The following is a 25,248-nucleotide window of genomic DNA, read 5'->3' as shown; positions in this document are numbered from 1 at the left end:
GGCCCATGCCCCCGGTGAAATCGGGGCAACAGATGACGACATCCCACCTGCCACGGCCTTGACCGATTTTCCCGGGATGTGCGACGAAGGTGCTCCTTCCAGGAGTCAGCCATGTCGGACGAGCGCGAAGACACCACGGTGTACAAGGTTGTCGTGAACCACGAGGAGCAGTACTCCATCTGGCCGGCGGATCGCGAGAACGCCCTCGGCTGGAAGGACGCGGGCAAGCAGGGCCTGAAGGCCGAGTGCCTCGCGTACATCAAGGAGGTCTGGACGGACATGCGTCCGCTGAGCCTCCGCAAGAAGATGGAAGAGATGGCCAGCAAGAAGAACTGAGTCCAACGCGCGAGCGTGTCCATCCGCCACCCCGCAACCGGGTGGCGGTGATTCGCGCCGCGCTGGGCTGTCAGCGCGCGCGAGCGTGAACCCGCGCGCGAGGACTCAGAGGTCCGGGGGCGGCCGGACGCCCAGGTGGCACGCGCGCAAGGCCAGCTGCGTGCGGTTCTCGGCGCCCAACTTCCGGTAGAGCTGCGTGACGTGGGACTTCACCGTGCGCTCGGCGATCTGCAGGTGCGCGGCGATCTTCAAGTTGTCCGCGCCTCCTGCCACGTAGGCCAGCACCTCGCGCTCGCGCTGCGTGAGCGCCAACAGCACGCTCGCGGTGGGTGACGTGACGGGCGGGTGCTCGAAGTCATTGCGCAACAGCTGCACCGGGAACAGGCGCTCGCCTCGCACCAGGGACTGGATCGCCGACGACACGGCGTTGACGCCCAGCCCGGCGCGGAAGAGATAGCCCGAGGCCCCTTCGTCGAAGCACTGCGAGATGATCTCCGGGGTGCTCACCGCCGACAGCAGCAGCATGCGCACCTCCAGCCGGCGCTTGCGTGCCTCGCGCAGCAGGTTGATGCCCTCGGTCACGGAACAGCCAATGGCCGCTTCGCCATCGCCCTCGACATCGAGGATGGCCACCTGGGGCGGATCTGTGCCGAGCCCGTCCAGGAAGAGGCGCACGTCCCTCGTCAACGAGGTGATGTGCAGTCCTTCCCCACGGAGCCCGTCAGCCAGTCCCTGCCACGCGGCCCACGGTCCTTCGAGAATGGATACACGGAGTGATGCTTGATTCGTTGCCATGCGAAGGCCCCCCAGCCGTCATGGCGAAAACAACAGTGACTGCTTGTTAACAACTGCCAGCCCTGGAGACCGCCAACGCACGGCAGACTCCAACTGCAGACCACATTCTTTTGGGCCACACCTCCTCTGCGACTCCTGCAATTCCTGCCAGGCAAGACCCTAACACCTGCTCATCGCCCGTGCGAACCAGCGCTCGCGGGAGTGTCAATTGTGCATGAATCGGATCGGAATCCAGACTTTCGTCCGTCAGTTCGTGAGCGCTGTCCTTTGACGAACATGCCGTTGCGTCGAGTGGGTGATGCTTTCACGCCATCGGGAGCCAGCGAGGGTCCCGCAGTCACCTGCGACCAGCCCTCGCGCGGTGGCCCTGAAGGAGGACGCACGCACCAGGGCACGTCGCCCGGCTCGTCCATCCGCGGGGGAGGTCGCACGCCTTACGCTAGACGCGACGGGCCGCGATGAGCGCGGCCGCGCGGCATCCAGCAATGGAGGGACATCGTCATGGCAGACCTTCCTGTACGGCGCGGAGGGGGCGAGCGGCTGACTGCTCGGCGGGAGTGGGACCCCTTCCACCGCATGCGAGAGCTGATCAGTGCGGACCCGGTGGAGGAGCTCAGCCGCTTGCTGACCGGGCGCTCGGACACGGGCGGCTTCGCGCCCGCGTTCGACGTGAAGGAGACGAAGGACGCCTACATCTTCAAGGCGGACCTGCCCGGCGTGGACGAGAAGGACGTCGACGTGACGCTCACGGGGGATCGCCTCACGGTGAGCGGCAAGCGCGAGGTGGAGCAGCAGGACAGCTCGGATCGCTTCTACACGTATGAGCGCAGCTTCGGCTCGTTCAGCCGCTCGTTCACCCTGCCCGAAGGGGTGAACGCGGAGCAAGTGGACGCCCAGCTCAAGGATGGCGTGCTGCGGCTCACCCTGCCCAAGCGCCCGGAGGTCCAGCCCAAGAAAATCAAGCTGGGAAGCGGCGAGGGCAAGGCGAAGGCCTGAGCCCCCCGACTCGCCAGGAGGGGATGGGGGCGGCATATGCTGCGCGCTCGACCGCGCATGAGCACCTCCGCCCCTGCCCCCCATCTCGACGTCGCCACGCCTGAGCGCGTGGCGCTCACCCTGCCCGTGGCGGGCATCGGCTACCGCTGCCTCGCGTGGCTGGTGGATGCGAGCCTCCTCTTCGCCGTCTGGGTGGCGCTCTACTTCATCGTCACGCTGTTGCTCACGGATGTGCTCGGCGCGCTCCAGGCACTGTCCGGCGTGGGACAGACGCTGCTGGCCTTGGGCCTCTTCGCCACCCAGTGGCTGTACTGGACCCTGGCCGAGGTCTTCTTCCACGGGCAGACCGTCGGCAAGCGCGTGCTCGGCATCCGCGTGGTGCGCATGGACGGCTCGCCCGTGGGCGTCTTCGAGAGCGCCGTGCGCAACATCTGCCGCGTGCTCGACTTCCTGCCCGTGCTCTACGCCACGGGCTGCATCACCATGCTCCTCACCCGTCAGCACCGCCGGCTGGGAGATCTGCTGGCCGGCACGGTGCTCGTGCGCGAGGAGGCCATCAACCTGGACGCGTACACCACGCCCGCCGCCGAGCGCCCTGCCCCGAGCGCCGCCGAGCGCCCGCTGAGCACCGAGGAGGTCGAGCTGGTGCTGGCCTTCCTCTCGCGCGCCCGCAACCTGGAGCCCGGGGTGCGCAAGCGCTTGGGGACGCGGCTGGTGGACCGTGTGGGCGCGCACCTGAGCGACGCGGAGCGCGACGCGGTCCTCCGCTCCGCCGATGCCACCGAGACCTTCCTGCGCGTCCGAGCGCGGGCGGGCCACTGATGGCCCCCAGCCTCCCGGGCTTCGTCTCGCGGCGCCGTCCGGACTGGGATGCGCTGGCCGGACTCCTCACGCGGCAGCGCTCCGGCACGCTGCGCTTGGAGGAGTTGCGCACGTTGGACGCGCTGTACCGCCGCGCGGCCGCGGACCTCGCGCATGCCCAGACGTTCTTTCCTGGCACCGACGCGCACCGCTTCCTCAACCAGCTCTGTGGCCAGGCGTATTCCGCCATCTACCAGCCGCCCCGCGAGCGCTGGGCCGCCGTGCGAGACTTCTATCGGCGAGACTTCCCCGCCACGCTGCGACGCGAGCTGCGCTTCGTGGGCGTGAGCGCGGCGCTGCTCGGCCTGGGGATCCTCCTGGGCGCGCTCGTGGTGCTCCTGGAGCCGCGCGGCGCGGAGCTGCTCGTCCCCGAGCGCGTGCGTGCCTCCATCTCGGCGGGCCGCATGTGGACGGATGACCTGCTGTCCGTCACGCCGCCGCACACCGTGGCCTCGCGCATCGCCACCAACAACCTGTCCGTGACGCTCTTCGCCTTCGCGTCGGGGCTGCTGCTGGGCCTGGGCACGCTCTACACGCTCATCAACAACGGCGTGCAGATTGGCGCCATCGGCGCGCTGTGCCTTCGCGACGGGCTGGCCCACGGCTTCTTCGACTTCATCAGCGCGCACGGGCCCGTCGAACTGTCCATCATCGTCATCGCGGGAGGCGCGGGCTTGATGGTGGGCCAGGCGCTCATCGACCCAGGGGAGCTTCCCCGGGGACAAGCGCTGGCCCAGCGAGGGCGCGAGGCCGTCAAGCTGGTGCTGGGCTGCGCGCCCTTCCTCGCCTTCATCGGCTGCGTGGAGGGCTTCGTGTCGCCCGGCTCGCTCTTCCCCACCTGGGCCAAGGCCGCGCTGGGCCTGTCCCTGGGGGCGCTGCTCTGGAGCTACCTGCTGCGCACGGGCAGGACGGCGGCGGTGGCCACCGAGGCCGTGCCCGCCGACAGCGCCTCGTGACGCTTGCGCTGGCGGTGCTTCAGGATGCGCTCATAGGCGGCGTTCAGCTCGCGCATCTTCTCGGCCGAGCCGCCCCGGTCCGGGTGCCGCTCCATCGCCAGCTCGCGGTAGCGCGCACGGACGACGTCCGGGGAGTCCAGCGGCGACACGCCCAGCACGTGGTACGGGTCCTGGTCCTCCAGCGCCGTCAGCCAGCGGTCCAGACGCCCCTTCACTTCCATGAAGCGCGCGTCCGCCTCCGCCGTGTCCTTCACGGGGTGCGTGCGAATCTTCGCGTCCGCGCGCAACACGTCCGTGTAGGTGCTGGACACCCAGCGATGGCAGGAGGAGCACCGGAAGTACTTCACCCGGTGACCCGCCTGGAGCGTCATGCGGACGCTGCAGTGGGTGCACTCCACCTCGACGTTGTCCAACGTCTGCCAGTTCCAGCTCGCGACCGCGGCGCTCATCGTGCCTTCGCTCTCCCGTTCGCAACACGCCTGTAGCACCGACACCCTCCCACGTTTGCCGATCGCGTCAAGAAAATGTCCGCGGCGACCCCTGGGGGGGTGCCCCTTCGCCCTGGGTTTTCGGGGTAGAACGAGGCCCATGCGTCCGCTCGTCGCCGCCGCGTTGCTCGTCGCCACCTTCGCCCGCGCCCAGCAGGCCCCCCCGGCCCCCGCCCCGGCCTCGACGGCCGCCACCAAGGCCCCACCGCGTCCCGCGCCCGCCAAGCCCGCTCCGGCCCCGGCCGCGCCCGCCTCGCCGCCCATCACCGCACCCGACCTGCCGGCGACTCCCGCCGAGGGTGCGCTCCTGCGCGGACTGCTCGCGGCGGCCGAGCCCGCCCCGGAGGAGATTCGCGCCATCGCCATCGAGGACCTGGCCCTGCTGGGCGACGCCCGCGCCTTGGACCCGCTGGCCGCGCTCATCTGGGACCCCAACCCGCGCATCCAGCAGGCGGCTCTGCGCGCGGTGGCGCTGTTCCAGCATCGAAGGGCGGAGGAGATCCTCGGCAACGTGGTGCGCCATACGAAGCTCCCCGACGCGCTCAAGATTCAGGCCCTCAGCGGGCTCATCTTCCAGCGCACCGCCAGCGCGCGCCGCACTGTCCAGGACGTAGCGGCCGACAGCCGCATGGGCTGGGCCGTGCAGAACGCCGCGCGCACCGTGGCGGCCCAGTGGGACGCCGCGCCGGCGCCGCCACGCTAGCGCTCGCCCGCTCGCTCACACGCCACGGCGAAGCGATGGACGGTGGACGCGGGGCCTGCCCTCCCGGGCCGTTTCCTGGAGAAGTCATGCCCCTGCGCTAGACTTCGGGGCCATGAAAATCACCCCGCTCGACATCCGGCAGAAGCGCTTCGAGACGGCCCTGCGTGGCTTCTCGCGCCGAGAGGTGGAGGCCTACCTGGAACTCATCGCCGGCGAGTTCGAGGAGGTGGTGAAGGAGAACATCGCCCAGAAGGAGGAGCTGAAGCGCACGCAGCTCAAGCTCGAGCAGCACCAGGAGCGCGAGCGCACCCTCCAGGAGACGATGGTCACCGCGCAGCGCATCAGCGAGGACCTCAAGGACGCCGCCAAGAAGGAGGCGGAGATCATCATCGCGGACGCCGAGCACCAGGCGGAGAAGATCGTCCACGGCGCCCACCAGCGGCTCGTCCAGGTGGTCGAGGACATCAACGAGCTGAAGCGCCAGCGCACCCAGTTCGAGTCCCAGGTCCGCTCGGTGGTGGAGGCCCATCGCAAGCTCCTGGAGACCTTCGCGGGCCCCTCCTTCGCGGACCGGGACCACGCGCGCGTCGAGGACAACGTCGCCTTCCTGACCCAGAAGAAGGCCCACGGCGCCGAGTAGCCCGTGGCGCCCCCCTGGCTCCGAGTCGTTCCGGACGGCATTGAACTCACCGTGCTCGTCCAGCCCCGAGCCTCGCGCACCCGGGTGGTGGGCGAGCACGACGGGCAGCTCAAGATTCAGCTCGCGGCGCCCCCCGTGGACGGCGAGGCCAATGCCGCCCTGGTCGAGTTCCTCGCCAAGCAACTGGGCGTCCCCCGCCGGCAGGTCACCCTGACCGCTGGCGACGCATCGCGCCGCAAACGCGTCGTCGTGCAAGGGATTGATGCGGCGCGGGCCGAGGCTGTTATCTCTGGGAAACCGTGAGGCCCTTCATCCGCTCCCTGTTCGTCCTGCTCCTGCTCTGGCTCGTCCCGCCCCGAGCGATGGCCCAGGAGGACGTGGGGGGCCCCCACGGAATCCACGACCAGGAGGCCGTGGTCCGCGACACCGCCCTCGTGCCCCACACGCGGCCAGCGCTGGTGACCGGAGAGTTGGGTACCCGGCGCTTTCGCATCCTGTACACCACGCGCGCCACGGGGGCGGCCCGTCGGCTGGCGGCGCAGATCGAGGACATCCGCGATTCCTTCGGGCAGATGCTCGGTCGCGACTGGCCGGGGACCACCGAGATTCGCATTGGCGTGGGCCGCGAGGAGTTCGATGCCCTCGCGCTCCCGGGTGGCAAGCCTCCGGGCTGGGCCGTGGCGCTCGCCTACCCCGCCCACCAGATCATCCTCCTGGACGCGCTGAGCCTGAACGCGCCGGATGGGCCCACCACCCTGCGCCATGAGCTGGCGCACGTGGCCCTGGGCCAGCTCGCGCCCTCCTGGCCGCACTGGTTCCAGGAAGGCGTGGCGCAGAACCTCACCGAGGAGCGCTACTCCGTCACCCACTACGCCGCGCTCTTCCGCGCCGTGACGCAGGAGCGCGTCTTCCACTTCGAGGACCTGGCCAACCACTGGCCCGACGTGCCCTCGGACGTGGAGATCGCCTACGCCCAGAGCGCCGCGTTCGTGGGCTTCCTCATCAGCCGCCACGGCCCGGATGCCATGGGCCAGCTGGTGGACGGCGTGCGGGCGCAGGAGCCCTTCGAGCTCGCCTTCGGCAAGGCCTTCCACAGCTCCCTCGAGGTGGAGGAGAAGGACTGGCGCCGCGGCTTGTCGGCGCGCTACGGCTGGCTGCCGCTGACCACCAGCTCGGCGCTCTTGTGGCTGGTGGCGTCGGGCCTGTGCGTGGCGGCCTTCCTGCGCCGGCGCCATCAGAAGGCCGCGAAGATGGCGGAGCTGGCGGCCGAGGACGCCGCCGAGGACGCCGCGCTGCGCCTGCTGGCCGCCGCACAGGCCGCGCCCAACGCCGCGCCCCCGTCGGAAGCGCAACACCCGTGGCCCGAGTGGCACTCGGCCAACACCCCGCCCGCCAGCCAGCCCGAGGCCCGCGACGACGGCGCCGAGGCCCGGGAGGGCAGCATGGACCGAGACACCTCCAGCGACGCGGACTCCGGTGACGCGGACTCCGGTGGTGGGGACGACGACACCCCGTCCCGGCCGTCCAAGCCCACCCTGCATTGACGCTCCGGGCCGCGCCTTTCAGGGCGATGCCCGTAGGTTTTACGTCTCAGCTCCCCCTCGGTCGTCCCGGAAGTTCGCCCAAGCGCCTGATTTTCCAGTGAATGCCGGGCTCAGTCCGCTGGCAGGGCGTTTGCTCTGGGGCTGGGCACGATGAGGAAGACACCGGACATGACGGAGCGAGGACGCAAGGCCGCGGGAGTGGCCCGGGTGTTCTCGCGCCAGCCCGATCGCATCGCGGCCCTGTGGCGCCGCGCTCGGCTGGCCTCCGTGGAGGGCCCAGGGTCACTGGAGCCGAGCCTGCTGGATGGCCTGGTCGAGACCTTCATCCGGGAGCTGGGTCGGACGCTGGAAGGCGAGGACACGAGCCCCTGGAGCCGCACGCGCGCCGTGCTGAGGCTGTCTCCCACGCGGGGCGCCCGTGCGCTCTACGACGAGTTCGCGGCCCTGCGCCGCTGCCTGGTGGACACCGTGGACGTGTTGGGCGGAGGCGACTCGGAGCGTCGCGCCATCAACCGCGCGCTCGACGAAGCGGTGGACTCGGCGGTGGCGCTGCTGCAGCGGCTGACGGACGCCAAGGCAGAGGGCCCTCGGGTGCCCTTCGGCGGCCTGGTGGTCGAATACTTCGAGCGACCGACGCGCGGGAAACGGGCTCCGCCCACCGCGCGCGACACACGCTCGGCGGTGCACTGAGGGGTGGGTTGGGATTGCCGACCCGTCCGGCTTGACACTCCTCCATGGGGGAGCGTCCGAGGGCTGGCGGGAGGGTGTGTGTCATGGGTGGGGGCCCGTGGCACGCCTTGGGGGGCGTGCTCCCGCTCGGGGGAGCGGTGAGCGCGCACACATGTGAACCGCCGGGACGCGTGGATGGGGGTCCGCGCGCCTCGCCGGTCGGACGGGTCGGCGTGTTTTTCAGGCAGAGGGCACGAGCGCGAGGCCAGTCACGCCTCGCGCTCAGTGCGCATCCGCCCAGCTTCGCCCCGCGCCCACGTCCACCTTGAGCGGAACCTTGAGCTGCGCCACCGAGGACATGCACCGGGCAGCGAGCGCCTTCACCGCTTCCACTTCCGCATCCGGCGCCTCGAACAGCAGTTCGTCGTGCACCTGGAGCAGCAGCGTGGTGCGCAGGCCTTCCTTGCGGAGCGCATCCTCCACCGCGAGCATGGCCATCTTCATCAAGTCCGCGGCCGTGCCCTGGATGGGCATGTTGATGGCGGCGCGCTCGGCGGCCTGGGCCACGCCTCGGTTCTTCGAGTGCAGGTCGCCCATGAGCCGGCGGCGACCGTAGAGCGTCTCCACGTAGCCCACCTTGCGGGCCTTCTCCACGGTCTCCAGCAGGTAGCGCCGGATGCCCGCGTAGCGCGTGAAGTAGCGCTCGATGACGTCGCGCGCGGACTCCTGGGAGATGCCCAGTCGCGTGGACAGGCCATGCGGGGACAGTCCGTACGCGATGCCGAAGTTCACCATCTTCGCCACGCGCCGCTGCTCGCGGTCCACCTGCGCGGGCGTCACGCCGAAGACCTCGGCCGCCGTGCGACTGTGGATGTCCTCGTCGTGGAGGAACGCCTCGATGAGGACCGGGTCCTCAGCGATGTGAGCCAGCAGCCGCAGCTCCACCTGGCTGTAGTCCGCGCTGACGAGCTGATGCCCCGGCTCCGCCACGAAGGCGCGGCGAATCTCGCGGCCCACCTCCGTGCGCACGGGGATGTTCTGCAGGTTGGGATCCGACGAGGACAGGCGCCCGGTGGCGGTGGCGGCCTGGTGGTAGGTCGTGTGGATGCGCCCGTCGCGCGCCACCAGCGACGGCAGCGTGTCCAGGTAGGTGCTCTTGAGCTTGGACAAGGAGCGGTACTCGATGATGGCGCGAGCCAGCTCGCTGCCGTGCTCGTCCGCCAGCTTCTCCAGCACTTCCTGATCCGTGGACGGGCCCGTCTTGCCGCGCTTGAGGATGGGGAGCTTCTTCTCCTCGTACAGCACCTGCGCGAGCTGCGGATTGGAGCCCACGTTGAACTCATGGCCCGCCGCCACGTGGCAGGCCTTCTCGCGCGCCGTCACCTCGGCGTCCACGCGCGTGGAGATGAGGGACAGCTCGGGCACATCCAGCCTCACGCCCCGGCGCTCCATCTTCGCGAGGATGGGCAGGAGCGGCAGCTCCATCGTGCGCGCCAGCGACGCGAGGTTCGCGGCCTCCAACTCACGCCAGAGTTCAGGAGCCAGCCGACGTGCCGCATCCGCGCGCACCGCATAGGCCGCGCCCACCTCTTCCGGTGCGTGGTCCGCCAACGCCCTGCCCTTGCGGCCCTCCGTCACCGCGGGCAGCGCGGGCAACTCCGCGCGCAGCCGCTCACGAGCCAGGTCCGCCAGCGCGTGCTCGCGCCGCGAGGGATTGAGCAGGTAGCTGAGCAGCTCCACATCGTCCTGTCCGCCGCTCAGCGCGATGCCCTCGGAGGCGAGCAGGAGCGTCAGCGCCTTCAGGTCATGCCCCCCCTTCTTGATGGCCGCGTCCTCCAGCACGGGCTTCATCGCGGAGACGAAGGCCTCGGGCCGCAACTGTGCCACGCCAAGCTGCTGGTGGCGCAGCGGAACATACCGGGTCGGCCCCTCCGGCAGCGCCACGCCCAGGCCCACCAGCGAGGCCGCGAAGGGCATGCCCTCGAAGGCCGGCACCAGCGTGACGTCACCCGCCGCGCGAACCGCGTCCGCGAGCGCCTTCACCTCGTCCTCCGTGGTGACGAAGGTGGTCGTCGTGACGAGCGGCGCCACCTCCGGGGCCTCCTCTTGCGGCAGGTCGCGCAGCAGCGCGAAGAACTCCAGCTCGGTGAACAAGTCCCGCGCGCGCTTGGCATCCGGCTCGCGCCAGACGAGGTCCTCCAGCGCCACGTCCAGCGCCAGCTCCGTGTTGAACGTGACGAGCTGCCGAGCCCGCAAGAGGCTCTCGCGGTGCGAAGCGAGGGCCTCGCGAATCTTCGGCTTCTTCACCTCGTCCAGCCGGGAGAGCAGCGTCTCCACGTCACCGAATTGCGTCAGCAACTCCGTTGCAGTCTTGGGCCCAATCCCGGGCACCTTGGCCACGTTGTCCACCGCGTCGCCAATGAGGGCCAGATAGTCGCGCATCTGGCGCGGCTCGATGCCCAGGCGCTCCTTCACCGCGGCGGTGTCCGTGGTCCGGTCGTTCATCGGATCGAACAGGCGGACCCCGTCCTGGACAATCTGGACGAAGTCCTTGTCACCGGTGACGACCTTGATGTCGAAGCCCGCCTCGCGGCCTCGGCGCGCGAGCGTCCCGATGACGTCGTCCGCCTCCCACCCGGAGGCCTCCACCACGCGCAGATTGAGCACGTCCACCACGCGGCGGATGTGCTCGAACTGGGGCAGCAGGTCCGGCGGCGTGGCCTCGCGGTTGGCCTTGTACGTCGGGTCTATCTTCTGGCGCTCGACGCGGCTGTCTTTGTCGAAAGCGATGGCCACGTGCGAGTGCGGCAGCTCGCGCAGCGCCTTGAGCAGCATGCGCGTGAAGCCGAGCACCGCGTTGGTCGGCACCCCCTTGCTCGTCGAGAGCGGGGGGATCGCGTGGTACGCGCGGAAGATGAAGCCGGAGGCATCGATGAGGACCAGGGTGCGCGCGGGACGCTGGGGGCTGGTGTCGGCCATGCCCCCGTGCCTAGCGCGCCTGTCAGGCCCTGTCCACGTTGCCTGCTAGTGGCACTTCCACTCCTGCTTCTTCCCCGCCAGCTGCTCCGCGACACCGTCTCCCGGCACCGCGTAGTCCTCCACCACCGCGAGGTCCGAGCATCCCCCCGCTCCGGAGAGCGCCTGCGACGCCTGCCCCGAGCAGAAGGCCACCGCCTTGTTGAGGTCGGTGCTGCCTCGGTAGAACTCGAAGCCGAGCTTCCAGATGCGGCAGGCCTTGCGCTTGTCCTCGCGATCCGCCCAGTGCTTGCCACGGGCGTACGCCTTGGTGGCCATGTCCTGGAGGATGTTCTTCCGGTAGAACGACGGGTGGCTCTCCGCCATGTTGGCCATGAGGCGCGTGTCCGTCTCCAGCGCCTCGCGGAAGAAGCCCGCGGCCTTCTCCGGGTCCTCGGCCGTCAACGCGCTCTCGCCCACCTTGAAGAGCTGATCCACGTTGCCCATGTCCTTGAGCAGCAGATCCGTCTCGGCGTGGAACTGGGAAGCCTCGAAGTTCGACCGCAGCTTCTGGAGCGTCGCGAGCGCCTCGCTCCCGCGGCCGTACCAGTAGTCCACCATCGCGGCCTGCATGAACTTGTTGACGTACTTCTTGTTGATCCACTGCCGCACTTCCGCGGCGGGATCCGGCGCCCGGTCGTCATCCGTGAAGATGATGTCCTTGCTGCACTTCCAGGGCTCCGCCTTCGGACTCACCTTGGCGCGCGCGACCAGGAAGCGCACGAGGAGCGCATCCTTCGGCCGCCACTCGTTGCGGCGCAGCTTGCCCTCCAACCTCAACGTGAAGCCCAAGGGCGGCGTCAGGTCCTCCTGGTTCTGCGCCGAGCACCAGAGCTGGAGGTACTCGTCGCACCGGGGCACGGCCACTTCCCACTGGGAGTTGTTGAGGTAGCGCTTGCAGTCGTCCAGGGAGCGCTTGGAGTACTGCTCCGAGGCGTCCTTGGCCTTGGACTTGGCGCGGCGGAAGTACTCGCTCTCCTTCGGAATCTTCTTGAAGGCGTCGATCGCGTCCTTCTCCTTCAGACGCTCCAGCGCCTTCACGCCCGCCGCGAAGTTGTCCGAGGCCTCGCGCTCCAGCTTGATGCGGCGGATGAGCGTGTTGCCCTCGGGGTTGATGGGGTCCAGGTCCAGGGCCTTGGTGCACGTCTCTTCGGCGCGCACCCAGTTCGGCGCGCCCTGCTCGGCGGATGCGAAGGAGCGGCACTCGCTGAGCAGGTCTTGAAGCTGAGCGGCGGGATCCGTCGGCGCCGACGGCCCCTTGCGCTCGATGGGCGTCTCGCCGTTCGAGGCGCTGAGCGCCGCCTTGGCCACCGCGCCCACCACGAGCAGGCCCACCACGCCCATCACGGCCATGATGAGCTTGCCCCGCCCCGGGGAAGCCTCCTCGGGGGCTCCGCGCCCCGAGCGCGAGGGCGTGGCGCCCGCGCGACGCACGGGCGCATCGAGCGCCTCCGGGGCCTCGAACGTCATCTCCACCACGCCGAACTGGAGGACGTCCCCGGCCTGCAGCTCGATGGGCTCGGTGCCCAGCACCTCGCCGTTGAGGAGCGTGCCGTTGGCGCTGCCCAGGTCGCGCACGCGCACCACGGGGCCCGCGCGCTCCAGCTCCGCGTGGCGCCGGCTCACCGAGTCGTCCTCGAGGACGACGCCCGCGGGAGGCTGCCGCCCGACGAGCAGCTTGGCGCCGATGTTGAAAGTCTTGCCCGCCCACGGCCCCGTCATGCCGCGCAACATGGGGCCCGTGGCCGCGGTGGGGGCCCCGGCTCCGCTGCCAGCGGCGGGACGCGCGGGACGCTTGGCGATCGCCGCGCCAGGCGCGGGCCCCGCGGCCTTCTTCTGCTGCAGGCTCGGCATGGCGCGCGTGGCACGGGCTTCACCCGTCCCCAGCGGCACCCCGCCGGGCGAGGACGTCGGCTTCACCGCCTTGCGCGCCCCCGACGTGCCTCGGGCCGCGGCCTTGAGCTGAAGCTCGTAGTCGCCCAGCACCACCTTCGACTGCGGCGAGAGCGGCGTGGCCTCCTCGATGCGCTCCCCATCAACGTAGGTGCCGTTGGCGCTCTTGAGGTCTTCGATGAAGACGCTGCCCCCGTCCTCGAAGACGCGCGCGTGATTGCGCGACACGCCGCCCTCGGTGAGGAGCAGGTCATTGCCTTCCTGGCGGCCAATCTTCAGCTCGCCAGTGAGGGCATGTTCAGTCTCGCTGCCATCAGGGTGACGGACGACCAGGGTAGCCATGGGCGCGTCAGTCCTCGCGGAAGATGCTCATGTTCACGGGAATGCCCTTGCGCTGAAGCTCGTCGTAGAACTTCGGCACGAAGCCCGACGCCACGAAGCGGCCACGCACCTTGTGGTCCTCCGTGAACCCGTCCTGCTTGAAGTAGAAGATGTCCTGGAGGGTCACGATGTCGACCTCCATGCCCGACACCTCGGTGACGTAGCAGATCTTCCGCGTACCGTCGGAGAAGCGCGTCTGCTGCACGATCATGTGCACCGCGCTGGCGATCTGCTCGCGGATGGCCTTCACCGGCAGCTCCATGCCGGACATGAGCACCATCGTCTCCAGCCGAGCGATGGCGTCTCGCGGCGTGTTCGCGTGCAGCGTGGTGAGCGAACCGTCGTGGCCGGTGTTCATGGCCTGGAGCATGTCCAGCGTCTCGCCCGAGCGGCACTCACCCACGACGATGCGGTCCGGCCGCATGCGCAGGCAGTTCTTCACCAGGTCGCGGATGGTGATGGCGCCCTTGCCTTCCAGGTTGGGCGGGCGGCTCTCCAGCTGCACCCAGTGGTCCTGCGGCAGCTGGAGCTCCGCGGCGTCCTCCACCGTGACGATGCGCTCACTGTCGGGGATGAACGAGCTGATGATGTTCAGCGTCGTCGTCTTCCCCGAGCCCGTGCCGCCCGAGATGACGATGTTGCGCCGGGCCTTCACGCACATCTCCAGGAACTCGGCCATCTGCGCGGTGAGCGTCTTGTACTTCACCAGGTCCTGGATCTTCAGCGAGTCCTTCTTGAACTTGCGGATGGTGATGCAGGGGCCCTTGAGCGCCAGCGGCGGGATGATGGCGTTCACGCGGCTGCCGTCCTTGAGGCGCGCGTCCACCAGCGGGCTCGACTCGTCGATGCGGCGTCCGATGGGCGCCACGATGCGCTCGATGACGCCCAGCACCGCCTGGTTCGACGAGAACGTCTTCTCCGACAGCGTCAGCTTGCCCTTGCGCTCGATGTAGATCTGGTTGGCGTGGTTCACCATGATCTCGCTGATCTCATCCGACGCGAGGAACGCTTCGAGGGGCCCCAGGCCCAGCGCCTCGTTGATGACGTCGGTGAGCAGCTCCTCGCGGTCCACGTCCTCGGGCAACTCACCGTCCGCGTCCATCTGGTCGATGATGTCGCGGATGGCCTTCTCGGTGCGGCGCCAGAGTTCCTCGTCACCGAGCCGGTCCATGTCCATGCGACGCAGGTCGAGGTACTCGATGAGCCGATCGTGGATCTCCTTCTGCAAGCGCGAGTAGCGCTCCAGCCGGGGGTCCACCTTCTTCTTGTTCTTCGCCATCGCCGCGGCGAGCGACGCAGGCATGTTCTTCGCGGGAGCCGCCGGGGCAGGTGCCTCTTCGGGCGCCTCTTCTTCGTAGGCCTCCTCTTCCTCCTGCTCGTAGGCCTCCTCGCCGCCCTCGTCGTAGTACTCCTCCTCGGGAGCGGCGGTGCGCGTCATCGCGGGCGCCTCCTCATCGAGGATCTCCGCGTTGATGATGTAGTCGCCGATGTAGATCTGATCGGACGGCTTGAGCACCTGCGGCGCGCCGATCTTCTTGCCGTTCACGAAGGTGCCGTTCGTGGACTTCATGTCCACGATGATGCACTTGCCGTCCTTCGCGACGATGCGGGAGTGGTATTTGGAGACGTTGCCCTTCGCGAGGACGATGTCGTTTCCTGCAAGACGGCCGATCGTGATCTCGTTCTTGTCGAACTCACGCTGCTCGGTTCCGCCGCCCTTTTCCGCGAGGGTGATCAGAAACATGGGGGCGGATCCTACCAAGCACCCACGCCACCTCAAAGGGCGCTGCTCGTCTCCCGCGCGTGATGCCTGAAAGAAACCGGGCCGGCACCCGCCTCTGGAAGAGAGGCGAGCCCGGCCCGTCACCGCGATGGTGGCCCCCGAGGGGCCCCTCGCTCAGTCGAAGATGTTGAAGTTCACCTCGGAGCGCGCCTGCTTGTAGCGGCTCTTCACGTCCTCGATGATGGTCCGGACCTTGTCGGAATCCGGGTTCACGATGCGCGGCGTGACGAAGATGACCAGCTCGCGCTTGGTCGTGTCGAACGCGCGGTTCTTGAACAGCTCGCCCACGATGGGGATGTTGCCCAGGCCCGGAATCTTCGAGACGGCCTTCTGCTCGTCGTGGCTGAAGACACCCGACAGCACGATGGTCTCTCCGTGGCGCACGGTGACGTTCGTCTTCACCTTGCGGGTCCGGAAGCCGGGGATGGCGGACGAACCACCGAAGGAGACGGCCACTGACGTGTCGATCTCCGACGCCTCGGCCTCGACCTCGGTCTGGATGTTGCCGTTGCGGTCCGCCGTGGGCCGGATGTTCAGGATGACGCCGTAGGGCTTGAACTCGACCGTGGCCTGCGTGTTCGTGATGAGCGGGATGGGAACCTCGCCGCCCGCCAGGAACTCCGCCTTCTCACCGCTGGCGCACACCAGCTTCGGCTGGGCGAGCAGGCGGCCGTAGCCGTCGTTGCTCTGGAAGCCCACCGTGAACGCCGAGCCCGCGCCGATGCCGATCTGCGAGGCGCCCTGCCCGAACGTGCCCGGGAACAGCTCCTGGGTGATGTTGGCCGCGATGCTCGCCGTGCCCGTGATGTCCGTCGGGTACTTGATGCCGTACCGGTCGCGGCTGTCGCGGCGGATTTCGACGAACTGGACCTCGGTGAGGATCATCCGCTTGATGCCGACCACCAGCAGGTTCTCCACCTTCTCGCCGATGGCCTTGGTGATGAGCTCGGCCTTCTGCAGGTCCTGCTGGCTCTCCACGGAGCCCTCCAGGAAGATGGTGGCGCCCACCACGTTGGCCTGCACGTTGCGCAGCCCGGCCTTCTGGAAGGCCGCGTTGAGGTTCTGCGCGACCAGCTTCTTGGCGTTGGGGGCGATCTTCACGAACGACTTCACGTTCGGATAGAGGCTCACCACCTGCTCGATGCGGTCCGCGTCCTGCGTCGTGTAGGCCTGACCGTCCAGGTAGATGCGGTCACCCACCATGCGCACCGAGACGCCCTCGATCTCTCCCAGGAGTCGCTTGATCTCCGAGATGACCTCGTTGGGGTCCTGCTTGCGGACGGTGACGTTGTAGCTGACGCGCTGGCCTGACGTCTTCCAGACGAGCAGCGTCGTCTTGCCTTCCTGCTTACCGGTGATGAGCAGCTGGCTGGTGCCCAGCGTGCTCACATCCGCGACGGACGGGTCGCCAAGGGCGACTCGGCTCAGGCCGGGGATGCTGACCACCTTCTGGGTGCCCACTCCCAGGCTGACGGTGCTGCCCTCCTGGGCCAGCGCCGGAGCACTGGCCACGAGAGCGACGAGAGCGCCAAGTGCCGCAGCGTGCGTGAAGCGTGTGTACATCGTACGAGACCCCTCTTCCGCGTTCCGAATCCGAGCTAACCCAAACTCTTGTGCTGCCACCACATGGCCCAGAAGGTGCCAAGCGCGATGGCCACCCCGTAGGGAATGCTGTGCCGCGGCCCGATGTCCGCGTCCTCGCGCAACAACCGCGCCCGCACCGCCCACCGCCGCCCCACCGCCGCCAGCGTGTCCCACACGGCGCCATGCCACAGCAACGTCACCGTTGCCTGCAGCGCGCCCACCAGCGAGATGAAGGCCGCCGCCGCGAGCACCGCCGGGAACCCCAGCACCGCGCCCACGCCGGCCATCAGCTTCACGTCACCCCACCCCATCCGCCCCCGTAACGCGCCGGGCAGGAGCACCAACGACAGCCCCAGTCCCGACACTGCCCCGCTCACCAACCCCTGCTCCAGACCGCCCCACCCCTCGGTGGCCAGACGCGTGCCCAGCGCCACCACCACGAGCGGGTAGGTGACGACATCCAGGATCCGGCGGCGCAGGACATCCGTCACCACCGAGATCACCAGTGCCACTCCGAGGATCGTCCACAGCGCGAGCTGAGCAGGTGTCATCCGGCACCTGTCCCCTTCGCGGACAGGCGTCCGGTATCAAACCAGGGACGCCTGGATCCCGTCAATTGGCGAACAGCGGGAAGCCCTCGGGTCGGGGCTGACGCTCACCGGACCAGGAGGCGAATCTTCTCACTGCAGATGAAGTACTCGTCCCCGTCTTCAATCTTCCGGCGCTTGATGCGGTTCTTGTTGAACCACGTGCCGTTGGACGAACCCAGGTCCTCGATGAAGAACTCGCCGCCGTCATTCGTGATGACAGCGTGCTCGCGCGACACCTTGCCCGAGTTGATGACGAAGTCGCAGTGCTTGCCGCGGCCGATGACGAAGCGCTCCTTGACGATCTGCTCCTCGTCCCCGGACTCGGTCACCAGGTAGAGGGCCGCGCCCTCCTCCTCGGCGAGTTCGTCGGCGCTCTCCTCTTCCTCCGGCTCGGGCTCCGCGGGCTCGTCGGGCATATCCTCCATGCCCGGGTCCTCGTTGTCCGGCAGGGGCTCCTCGTCCTCGACCATGTCGTCGTTGGGAGGAGGCGGCTCGTTCTTCCCCTTGATGAGCCGCTCCAGCTCCGCGGCCGTCTCCAACACGCGCTCCGCGACCTCGCGACGCGCCGGGTCGTTGTCGAGCCCGTTGTTGGCGGAGGCGCGCTCCTCGGCGAGGCGCGGCGGAGGGCGTGCGGCAGGGGCAGGCTGCGGGGTCGGCTCCAGGCGGGGCGCCGGCGCGGGCGCGAGCACCGGCGGAGACGCGGGGCGGGACGGCGGGGGGGCGGCGGCGGGACGCGAAGCAGCCGGCGCGGGAGCCACGGCGGCGGAGGCCTCTCCCCGGCCTCTCGCCTCGATGAACCCATTCAGCCGGGCGAACATGAACAGCGCCTGATTGATGAGCGCGTCACGATCGGAGCCCATCTGCTGGGCCATGTCTTCGTACGTCTCCCACAGGTGGTCGGCGATGCCGACCTTGCGGGCAGGGCGGGAGTTCTGATCGATCATCGGTCTTGACTCGGCGAAACTGGACGCTTCGGACGATAGCAGACCGCTCTCGGCCCGCCCAGTTTACTGGAACGAGCGCACAGCCTGGAGGTTGGCCTCGTTGTCCACCACGACCTGGAGCGTGACCTGGAGGATGCCGTCCGCTGACGGGTAGGCGATATAGGCCTCGGTATTCGAGTTGACCTCGGCCGCGACCACGGGTCCCGGCAGGCGGAACGCGCTCAGCCCCGACGTGCTCGAGTTGTCCACGGAGAACACGTACGGGCGGTATCCCGAAGACAGGCCCACCACGTAGCGGTCTCCCGCCTGCACCGTGGTGTAGCTGATGTACAGGAACGCAGAGGGCGGCGTGGCCGGGAACCCGGGCTTACCGAAGTTGTCCGGGTGGTAGTAGTACGACGAGGGCTGCAGGATCTCGTAGTACGTCGCCCCCGCGAGCCGGCGGACGTAGTTGTCGCTGGTCTCCGTGCCCGAGTAGAGGACGAACTTCTCCGCCCCGTCCGCGAGCACCGAGAACCGCCCGTACGCGGCGCAGTCGGTCGGCAGCGGCGTCACGGCGGTGTCGAGGATCTGCACCCGTCCGTCGCCCAGCGTGACCTTCTTGACCCGCAGGTTCGTGCTGCACGCCACCGTATCCGTCTGGAGCGAGATGAGGTCGTTGTCCTGGATGAGGCTGCCCTGGGCTGCGTCCACGGTCAGCACGGGGCTGTTGACGTCCCGGGCCACCGCGGAGAGCCCCGGCAGGACTCCGTTGGCGACGATGCGCCAGGTGATGCTCGGGAGCGAGCCTCCACACAGGCTGTTCGTGTCCGTGCACACCGGAATGACGTTGAGCGGATCATTCGGGTCCCGGTAGCCCTGGACCACCTGGACCGGGTTGTCTGGCTGAGGGGACCGCGCCACTTCCAGCGCGTCCCGCAGCTCGACCTTCTTGGTCGGCACGGACGTCGACAGGTTGAGCGCGCGGCGCGTGTCGGCACGGAACAGCGTGATGGTGCCATCCGAGGACGGCATGATCCCCAGCAGCGGATAGAAGGCCTTGGCAGTCCCACTGTCGCTGCGGTTGTTGATGTTCAGGCCCCGGTGCAGGGTCAGCCCCGTGGGCAGGCCCGCGGGAGGCAGGAGCGTGAGCATGTCCGCGCCCGTGACGTCCTTGGCCAACTGGCCCGTCTCCGAGTCGATCGCGATGACGCCCACGCAGCTGGCGCCCGTGCAGGTCAACTCATCGAGCACCGCGTAGATGAATCGCCCGGCGCCCATCCCCGGAACAGGCGTGAAGACGATGTTGCCATTCTCGTCCGTGACCACTTTGCCATCGCCGTCGACGACCTCCGACTGGACGATGGAATGCGTGGCCAGCAGCCGCGCGGCGATGGCCGTTCCGGTCCCCGCGCCCTGCTCGGGCCGCGTGTAGGTGACCAGCGGAGTCTGCTTCGGACCGGCGGCGGTGACCTCGCCCCGGATGCGGATGGTCCGGCTGAGGGTCGCGCCAGGATTGGCCGAGGAACGATTGACGTTGCGCAGCGCCACCGCCAGCGGCTCGGGCTCCCCTGCCGACGTCCCAGAGGCATCGACCTTCGGCAACACCACCAGGGACAGCGCGGACTCCTGCGGATCCATGCAGAAGACCGGCGTGGGCGCGGGCAACGAGGCGCTCGCGAGCGCGTCCGGCCCTGGCAGCTCCTGCCGCATGATGACGCCCACTCCCGCGGGGCACGCCGTCGCATCCATGCCGGCCGGCTGGGTCTGCAGGGCGTAGTAGAGCACGCTGGGCGCGCCGTCGGCCGCGGGAGACCGCGCCGCGAACGCCGTCAGCAGCGCGCCCACGTCCAGGCGCTGCACCTCGACGAGCCGTGAGCGATCCGCGGCCACCACGGAGATGCGCTGACCTCCAGAGCTGCGGGCGTACACATAGGGCCCCCGCACATCGAAGCCCGCGGCGTCGTAGCCCGTGTCTCGCGTGAGCGCGTCCGGCCGCTCCAGGACTGGGATGGCCAAGGGCTGGAGCGGGTTGGGGGCGGGCATGAACTGGCGCGGCGAGCTGTCCAGGTCCAGCACGCGCAGCTCGTTCTGGTCCTGCGACGTCACGAAGACGAGCGGGTCCACGAGCGCAACGTCATACGTGCCCGACAGGCCCGCGGCGCCAGCGGTCGTCGTCGTATCCGAGCACGCCCCGGTCAAGCCGGCGGCGCCCAGCATCAGGGCGGCAAGGGTGCTGCGCTTCACGGGTTGTTCTCCTCACACACGCTGGTGCCCTGGCGCAGATCGCGCTCCTGGCGCGTGCCGATGCGCGCGACGAGGCGTGCATCTTGGGGACGATTGAGTTCGGGAATGTCGACCACTGTGACCTGGCCCGCGCCGAAGTTCGTCACGAAAATCCGGGCCGCGTTCAGCCGTCCCGCAGCCCCTGCGGCCAGCTCTCCGTCCGGGTTGTCGACCGCCAGACCGAAGGACTGCGTGGGGTTCGTGTTCTGGTTCAAGCCCGTGCCGAGCGCCACCTGCGCGACGACCTGCCCCAGCTTCTCGTCATAGAGGGACAGGGCGCCATCCGTCGTGCTCGTCACCGCGATGATGTTGTCCCCCACCGAGTCCTTCGAGCGGCGCACCAGCCGCAGCTCGCTCGTTCCACCCGGCAACGGCACGGTCGAGACGATGCGGAACGTGGGCGTGCTCGGGCGCTGCTCGCCGAGGGCTGGATCCGGCAGCTTGTACTCGAAGTCGAAGACGAGCAGCGTGTCTGGCCCGCGGGCCAGCATGTAGAGCCGCTCCTTGCGCACCAGGGGCGCGGCGGGGTCCACCGGAGCGCGCACCACCTGCGCCCCACGCGCCTCGCTGATGCGGACCTGCGAGAAGACGTTCGGCTCGATGACGTGCGCGTGGTCGTACTTGTCGACCAGCCGGAGGATGAAGCTGGCGCCCACCGTGCCCGACGAGCCCTGCACGTAGTTGCGCCCGGTGACGTAGAGGTACCCGTCCCCCACCGCCGTCGCGTCCGTGCCGCCGTACGTCAGGCCGTCACGCGACAGCAGGATGAACTCCAAGCTGTCTCGGACGGGCTTGTCCGCCGGCACCGAGACCAGGTAGCTCGCGAAGTTCTTGCTCGTGCGCGCCGGAGAGTCCGCCGCTTCCGAGTGCGTCACGTACACGGCACCCGAGGCCGGATCCACGGTGACGCCAATGGGCGAAGGCGCCCTTGGGAGGTCCGCCTCCGAGTGCGGAATGTCGCTCGAGAGCGACAGCGCGTTCTGAGAGCAGTCACGCCCGGCGCCGCTCTGCGCGCACGCGAGGGAGCCCGTGCTGCCATCCAGCTTGAAGTCGATGGCGTGCAGGAAGTTGTTCTTCGCGCGAGACGGCACGAAGAGGCGCGGCAACCCACCGTTGCCGGGGTTGCTCCACGAGGCCATCTCCCCCGCGAAGCTGTCGATCTGGACGTACGCCTCGGAGGGCACGTTCAGCTCGGTGATCTCCAGCGGTGAGCCGCTGAAGGGATGCGCGGGGTCCAGGGTGGGCAGCGGCTTGCCTTCTCCCTTTCCAATCGCATCCAGGTTGACCGCCATGACCGCGCCGCTGTCGAAGCAGCTGTCGAAGTTGGCGCTCGCGACGAAGAGGTAGCCGTTGGTGGACGGCGAAAGGCTGCCCGCGGGTCGCCAGAACTCGAGTCCGCTTGGGTACACGAAGCGGGTCGAGGGAGGCGGGTGTGACTCGGTGGTGGCCGAGCACGACGCGAGCAGCAGGAGCGCGGAGGTCAGGAAGGAGGGGCGCATCAGAGGGGGGCGGAGTGTAGGAACGGGCCCCGTCGCGGGCAACTGCAAAGGGCTCGCCGTATTCCCGGACGCCCGCCACCCAACGGCTCCGGACCCCCGGGGAGGCAAGCAGCCACCCCGGGAATCCCGGTGCCAGTCCCCTTCCAGAGGGGCTCAGGCCGCGGACGCGGGCGTCTCGGCCTGGATCTTCGAGAAGTCGGCCACCTGATTGAACAGGGCGCCAATCTCCGTGAGGAACCGGATGCGGTTCTCGCGGAGGTCCTTGTCCTCCGCCATCACCATCACCTTGTCGAAGAAGACATCCACGGCGGGCTTCAGGCTGGTGATCTCGCGCAGCGCGCCGGCGAAGTCATCCGTGCCCACCAGGGTGCCCACCTTGGAGCGAGCCTGGGTGAAGGCCGCGTGCAGGTTGCGCTCGGGCTCGTCCGTGAACTTCTGCGGATTCGTCTGCCCCTCCGCGACGTCCTTGCCCTGCTTCTCGACGATGTTCGCCACGCGCTTGAACGCCACCGCGAGCGGCTGGAAGTCCGCGCGCCCCACGAGCAGGCTCAGCGCCTCCACCCGCTTGTGCGCCGCCACCAGGTCATCGAACCCCGCGGACAGCACGGCCTCCACCACGTCCGTGCGGTGCTGCTCCCCCCACAGCGCCTTGAGGCGGCCGCGGAAGAACTCCAGCACCTGCTCGCGCGGCGGGGCCTCGCCCGGCTTTCGCTTCACGTTGGCGATCTTCGGCGCGAGCAAGCGCAGCGCCTCGTCCACCGCGCCCGACAGGCTGAAGCGATAGCCCCGCCCCAGCACGATGCGAATGATGGCCAGGCAGGCGCGACGCAGCGCGAACGGATCCGCCGCGCCCGACGGCGCCTTGCCAATGGCGAAGATGCCGCACAGCGAATCGAGCCGGTCCGCGATGCCGACAAAGGCCCCGCCGTCCTGCGACGGCAGCGCATCCTCGGCGCCACGCGGCAGGTAGTGCTCGAAGATGGCGACCGCCACCGCCTCCGGCTCGCCCCCAACGCGCGCGTACTCGCGGCCCATCACGCCTTGCAGCTCGGGGAACTCGCCCACCATGCCCGTGACGAGGTCCGCCTTGGAAAGCGTGGCGGCGCGCTCGATGGTGGCCGCCTCGCTCGCCTTGCCGGAGCGCTCCGCCAGCCAGACGGCCAGCGAGCGAAACCGCTCCACCTTGTCCAGGTAGGTGCCGAGCTGGTTCTGCCACACCACGCGGCCCAGCTTCTCCACGCGGTCGGCCAGCGGCGTCTTGCGATCCTCGTCGAAGAAGAAGCGTCCGTCCGCCAGGCGCGAGCGCAGCACGCGCTCGTAGCCGCGCAGGCTGAGCTGCGGGTCGCGCACGGGCGTGTTGGACACCGCGATGAACTTGGGCAGCAGCTTCCCCTGCCCGTCCACCAGCGAGAAATAGCGCTGGTGGCTCTTCATCTCCTGCACCAGCACCTCGGGCGGCAGGTCGAGGTGACGCGCCTCGAACGTGCCCACCACCGGATTCGGCAGCTCGACCAGGTTGGTGACCTGATCCATCAGCCCCTCGTCCTCTAGCACCGCGCCGCCCGCGGACTGCGCCGCGGCCCGCACCCGCTCCACGAGGAGCGCGCGGCGCTTGGCGAGATCCGGAATGACGTGCGCCTTCTCCAGCGCGGGCTCGTAGTCCTTCGGCGCCGCCACCTCGATGGCGCCCGGGGCCAGGAAGCGGTGACCGTAGGTGGTGCGGCCACTCTTCACGTCGCCGAACACCACCGGCAACACCTCCCCGCCCAACAGCGCGATCAGCCACTGCACCGGTCGAGCAAAGGCCACGTCCACGTCGCCCCAGCGCATGGACTTGCGGAAGTTCACGCCGTGCACCGCCGCGTGCAGCGCGTCCTGGAGCACCGCGGCGGCCGGGCGGCCCTTCTCCTCGACTCGCGCGGACACGTACTCGCCCTTGGCGGTCTGCGTCCGCCCGAGCGCGGACACGTCCAGCTTGAGGCTCTCGGCGAACTTCTCCGCCGCCTTGGTGGCCTTGCCCTGGGCATCGAAGGCGGCCTTGGCGCTGGGCCCGAGGACCTCCTTCACCACGTCGTCGCCCGAGTCAGCGATGTCGCGCACGAGCACGGCCAGGCGGCGCGGCGTTCCCAGGGTGCGCACCTCGCCGTGCTTCAGGCGCGCCTCGGCCATCCGCTCGGTGAGCACGCGCTTCAGGTCCTCCAGCGCGGGGACGATGAACGACGCCGGAATCTCCTCGGCGCCCACCTCCAGGAGAAGATCACGCGCCACGGGCCACCTCCGCCTTGTCCTTCTTCTCCACCGGCTTGTTGAGCTGCACCGTCTTCCAGTAGTCGCTCGCGGGCTTGCCCTCGAGCACCGGCGGCTGCTCGCCCACGGTCCACGGCGTCTTGGTCAGCGGATAGCCCAGGCGCTCGCGCATCTGGAGGTAGCCCTCCGCGCACAGGCGCGCGTTGTCGCGCACGCGCTTGATGAAGTTGGCGCGCTCCGTGACGGAGATGGCGCCGCGCGCGTCCAGCAGGTTGAACGTGTGCGAGCACTTCAGCGCGTAGTCGTACGCCGGCAGCGGCAGCTTGCGCTCGATGAGGCGCTTGCACTCCTTCTCGTACGCGTCGAACAGAGCAAAGAGCATCTGCGGATCCGACTGGTGGAGCGCGTACTCGCTCATCTCCACTTCGTTCGGATGGAAGATCTCCCGGTACTTCACGCCCTTGACCCACTCGAGGTCGAAGACGTTCTCCACGCTCTGCAGATAGGTGCAGAGGCGCTCCAGGCCGTAGGTGAGCTCCGCCGCGACGGGCTTGCAGTCAAAGCCACCGCACTGCTGGAAGTAGGTGAACTGGGTGATCTCCTGCCCGTCACACCACACCTCCCACCCCAGGCCCCACGCGCCCAGGGTCGGCGACTCCCAGTCGTCCTCGACGAAGCGGATGTCGTGCGCGAGCGGATCCACGCCAATCTTCCGGAGCGACTCCAGGTACAGCTCCTGGACGTTCTTCGGCGCCGGCTTGAGGATGACCTGGAACTGGTGGTGCTGGAACAGACGGTTCGGGTTCTCACCGAAGCGACCATCCGCGGGGCGACGCGACGGCTGCACGTACGCGACGTTCCAGGGCTCGGGACCGAGCGCGCGAAGGAACGTATAGGGCGCCATGGTCCCTGCGCCCACCTCAGTGTCGTACGACTGGGTGATGATGCAGCCCTGGTTGGCCCAGTGATTCTGGAGCGTGAGGATCAGGTCCTGGAAGTACATAGCTGGCGAGTCCTTCTCGCAGTGCGTCGAAGGAAAGACGCGCGGACCCTAGTGAG

The 25,248-nt window shown here is 68.9% G+C and carries 21 protein-coding genes; 9 read left to right on the top strand and 12 right to left on the bottom strand.

The features are described 5' to 3' along the window. Positions 1-111: 111 nt before the first annotated feature. Positions 112-336 carry an MbtH family protein gene (locus tag JGU66_31005; GenBank protein ID MBJ6765216.1) on the top strand — a complete coding sequence of 75 codons (225 nt, stop codon included), beginning with the start codon at positions 112-114 and terminating at the stop codon, positions 334-336. Between the two features lie 105 nt (positions 337-441). Here the strand turns inward: JGU66_31005 and JGU66_31000 are convergent, their stop codons facing one another. Beyond that, a complete protein-coding gene (locus JGU66_31000; protein MBJ6765215.1) occupies positions 442-1,131 on the bottom strand; it encodes a response regulator transcription factor in 690 nt (229 codons plus the stop codon). A gap of 501 nt (positions 1,132-1,632) precedes the next feature. On the opposite strand from JGU66_31000, the gene JGU66_30995 reads away from it, so the two are divergent. Genes JGU66_30995 through JGU66_30985 form a run of 3 tightly spaced genes read left to right on the top strand, consistent with a single transcriptional unit; the run spans position 1,633 to position 3,944 of the window. Further along, positions 1,633-2,127, top strand: a complete 495-nt coding sequence (locus JGU66_30995) for an Hsp20/alpha crystallin family protein (GenBank protein MBJ6765214.1) — start codon at positions 1,633-1,635, stop codon at positions 2,125-2,127. 57 nt (positions 2,128-2,184) lie between these two features. Continuing rightward, positions 2,185-2,949, top strand: a complete 765-nt coding sequence (locus JGU66_30990; GenBank protein MBJ6765213.1) for an RDD family protein — start codon at positions 2,185-2,187, stop codon at positions 2,947-2,949. Beyond that, entirely contained in the window at positions 2,949-3,944 is a 996-nt protein-coding gene (locus tag JGU66_30985; protein ID MBJ6765212.1) for a stage II sporulation protein M, read from the top strand. The genes JGU66_30990 and JGU66_30985 overlap by 1 nt, the downstream gene beginning before the upstream one ends. Here the strand turns inward: JGU66_30985 and JGU66_30980 are convergent. Continuing rightward, entirely contained in the window at positions 3,875-4,393 is a 519-nt protein-coding gene (locus JGU66_30980; protein MBJ6765211.1) for a J domain-containing protein, read from the bottom strand. The genes JGU66_30985 and JGU66_30980 overlap by 70 nt on opposite strands. A 139-nt stretch (positions 4,394-4,532) precedes the next feature. Between JGU66_30980 and JGU66_30975 the strand changes: the two genes are divergently transcribed. The 5 genes from JGU66_30975 (at position 4,533) to JGU66_30955 (ending at position 8,009) form a co-directional block, all read left to right on the top strand. Beyond that, positions 4,533-5,135, top strand: a complete 603-nt coding sequence (locus JGU66_30975) for a HEAT repeat domain-containing protein (protein ID MBJ6765210.1) — start codon at positions 4,533-4,535, stop codon at positions 5,133-5,135. A 112-nt stretch (positions 5,136-5,247) separates the two neighbouring features. After that, positions 5,248-5,775, top strand: a complete 528-nt coding sequence (locus tag JGU66_30970; GenBank protein MBJ6765209.1) for a DivIVA domain-containing protein — start codon at positions 5,248-5,250, stop codon at positions 5,773-5,775. 3 nt (positions 5,776-5,778) lie between these two features. Next, complete coding sequence (locus JGU66_30965; protein ID MBJ6765208.1) at positions 5,779-6,078, top strand: YggU family protein; 300 nt, start codon at positions 5,779-5,781, stop codon at positions 6,076-6,078. 59 nt (positions 6,079-6,137) lie between these two features. Further along, positions 6,138-7,319 carry a hypothetical protein gene (locus JGU66_30960; GenBank protein ID MBJ6765207.1) on the top strand — a complete coding sequence of 394 codons (1,182 nt, stop codon included), beginning with the start codon at positions 6,138-6,140 and terminating at the stop codon, positions 7,317-7,319. A 150-nt stretch (positions 7,320-7,469) separates the two neighbouring features. After that, positions 7,470-8,009: a hypothetical protein gene (locus JGU66_30955; protein MBJ6765206.1), complete on the top strand. Its 540-nt coding sequence runs from the start codon at positions 7,470-7,472 to the stop codon at positions 8,007-8,009. A gap of 261 nt (positions 8,010-8,270) precedes the next feature. Here the strand turns inward: JGU66_30955 and polA are convergent, their stop codons facing one another. The 10 genes from polA to glyQ form a co-directional block, all read right to left on the bottom strand. Next, positions 8,271-10,967, bottom strand: a complete 2,697-nt coding sequence (polA, locus tag JGU66_30950; GenBank protein MBJ6765205.1) for a DNA polymerase I — start codon at positions 10,965-10,967, stop codon at positions 8,271-8,273. 45 nt (positions 10,968-11,012) lie between these two features. Next, complete coding sequence (locus JGU66_30945; GenBank protein ID MBJ6765204.1) at positions 11,013-13,238, bottom strand: FHA domain-containing protein; 2,226 nt, start codon at positions 13,236-13,238, stop codon at positions 11,013-11,015. Between the two features lie 7 nt (positions 13,239-13,245). After that, on the bottom strand, positions 13,246-15,021 hold the full coding sequence (gene tadA, locus JGU66_30940; protein MBJ6765203.1) for a Flp pilus assembly complex ATPase component TadA: 1,776 nt from the start codon (positions 15,019-15,021) through the stop codon (positions 13,246-13,248). A 153-nt stretch (positions 15,022-15,174) separates the two neighbouring features. Beyond that, the gene (locus tag JGU66_30935) at positions 15,175-16,623 is read right to left on the bottom strand and encodes a pilus assembly protein N-terminal domain-containing protein (GenBank protein MBJ6765202.1); all 1,449 of its coding nucleotides are present in this window, start codon (positions 16,621-16,623) and stop codon (positions 15,175-15,177) included. 35 nt (positions 16,624-16,658) lie between these two features. After that, the gene (locus JGU66_30930) at positions 16,659-17,195 is read right to left on the bottom strand and encodes a prepilin peptidase (GenBank protein ID MBJ6765201.1); all 537 of its coding nucleotides are present in this window, start codon (positions 17,193-17,195) and stop codon (positions 16,659-16,661) included. A gap of 104 nt (positions 17,196-17,299) precedes the next feature. Further along, complete coding sequence (locus JGU66_30925) at positions 17,300-18,178, bottom strand: FHA domain-containing protein (GenBank protein ID MBJ6765200.1); 879 nt, start codon at positions 18,176-18,178, stop codon at positions 17,300-17,302. A 63-nt stretch (positions 18,179-18,241) separates the two neighbouring features. Continuing rightward, complete coding sequence (locus JGU66_30920; protein ID MBJ6765199.1) at positions 18,242-20,404, bottom strand: hypothetical protein; 2,163 nt, start codon at positions 20,402-20,404, stop codon at positions 18,242-18,244. Further along, positions 20,401-22,050: a hypothetical protein gene (locus JGU66_30915; protein ID MBJ6765198.1), complete on the bottom strand. Its 1,650-nt coding sequence runs from the start codon at positions 22,048-22,050 to the stop codon at positions 20,401-20,403. Before JGU66_30915 ends, JGU66_30920 begins: the two co-directional genes overlap by 4 nt. Before the next feature lie 45 nt (positions 22,051-22,095). Then, complete coding sequence (locus JGU66_30910; GenBank protein MBJ6765197.1) at positions 22,096-24,210, bottom strand: glycine--tRNA ligase subunit beta; 2,115 nt, start codon at positions 24,208-24,210, stop codon at positions 22,096-22,098. Further along, positions 24,200-25,192: a glycine--tRNA ligase subunit alpha gene (gene glyQ, locus JGU66_30905; protein ID MBJ6765196.1), complete on the bottom strand. Its 993-nt coding sequence runs from the start codon at positions 25,190-25,192 to the stop codon at positions 24,200-24,202. Before glyQ ends, JGU66_30910 begins: the two co-directional genes overlap by 11 nt. Positions 25,193-25,248 lie beyond the last annotated feature (56 nt).

It is taken from the genome of Myxococcaceae bacterium JPH2, assembly GCA_016458225.1.
Classification (GTDB): domain Bacteria; phylum Myxococcota; class Myxococcia; order Myxococcales; family Myxococcaceae; genus Citreicoccus.
Note: the sequence above shows the minus strand (reverse complement) of the source record. Positions and strands in the feature narration are given on the sequence as shown.

Excerpts from the sequence above, each read along its gene's own strand:
- JGU66_30960 (MBJ6765207.1), top strand. The coding sequence starts at position 6,138 with ATGGCCCAGGAGGACGTGGGGGGCCCCCACGGAATCCACGACCAGGAG.
- JGU66_30935 (MBJ6765202.1), bottom strand. The coding sequence starts at position 16,623 with ATGTACACACGCTTCACGCACGCTGCGGCACTTGGCGCTCTCGTCGCT.
- tadA (MBJ6765203.1), bottom strand. The coding sequence starts at position 15,021 with ATGTTTCTGATCACCCTCGCGGAAAAGGGCGGCGGAACCGAGCAGCGT.
- glyQ (MBJ6765196.1), bottom strand. The coding sequence starts at position 25,192 with ATGTACTTCCAGGACCTGATCCTCACGCTCCAGAATCACTGGGCCAAC.
- polA (MBJ6765205.1), bottom strand. The coding sequence starts at position 10,967 with ATGGCCGACACCAGCCCCCAGCGTCCCGCGCGCACCCTGGTCCTCATC.
- JGU66_30945 (MBJ6765204.1), bottom strand. The coding sequence starts at position 13,238 with ATGGCTACCCTGGTCGTCCGTCACCCTGATGGCAGCGAGACTGAACAT.
- JGU66_30995 (MBJ6765214.1), top strand. The coding sequence starts at position 1,633 with ATGGCAGACCTTCCTGTACGGCGCGGAGGGGGCGAGCGGCTGACTGCT.
- JGU66_30930 (MBJ6765201.1), bottom strand. The coding sequence starts at position 17,195 with ATGACACCTGCTCAGCTCGCGCTGTGGACGATCCTCGGAGTGGCACTG.
- JGU66_30970 (MBJ6765209.1), top strand. The coding sequence starts at position 5,248 with ATGAAAATCACCCCGCTCGACATCCGGCAGAAGCGCTTCGAGACGGCC.
- JGU66_31005 (MBJ6765216.1), top strand. The coding sequence starts at position 112 with ATGTCGGACGAGCGCGAAGACACCACGGTGTACAAGGTTGTCGTGAAC.
- JGU66_30980 (MBJ6765211.1), bottom strand. The coding sequence starts at position 4,393 with ATGAGCGCCGCGGTCGCGAGCTGGAACTGGCAGACGTTGGACAACGTC.
- JGU66_31000 (MBJ6765215.1), bottom strand. The coding sequence starts at position 1,131 with ATGGCAACGAATCAAGCATCACTCCGTGTATCCATTCTCGAAGGACCG.
- JGU66_30990 (MBJ6765213.1), top strand. The coding sequence starts at position 2,185 with ATGAGCACCTCCGCCCCTGCCCCCCATCTCGACGTCGCCACGCCTGAG.
- JGU66_30975 (MBJ6765210.1), top strand. The coding sequence starts at position 4,533 with ATGCGTCCGCTCGTCGCCGCCGCGTTGCTCGTCGCCACCTTCGCCCGC.
- JGU66_30955 (MBJ6765206.1), top strand. The coding sequence starts at position 7,470 with ATGAGGAAGACACCGGACATGACGGAGCGAGGACGCAAGGCCGCGGGA.
- JGU66_30925 (MBJ6765200.1), bottom strand. The coding sequence starts at position 18,178 with ATGATCGATCAGAACTCCCGCCCTGCCCGCAAGGTCGGCATCGCCGAC.
- JGU66_30985 (MBJ6765212.1), top strand. The coding sequence starts at position 2,949 with ATGGCCCCCAGCCTCCCGGGCTTCGTCTCGCGGCGCCGTCCGGACTGG.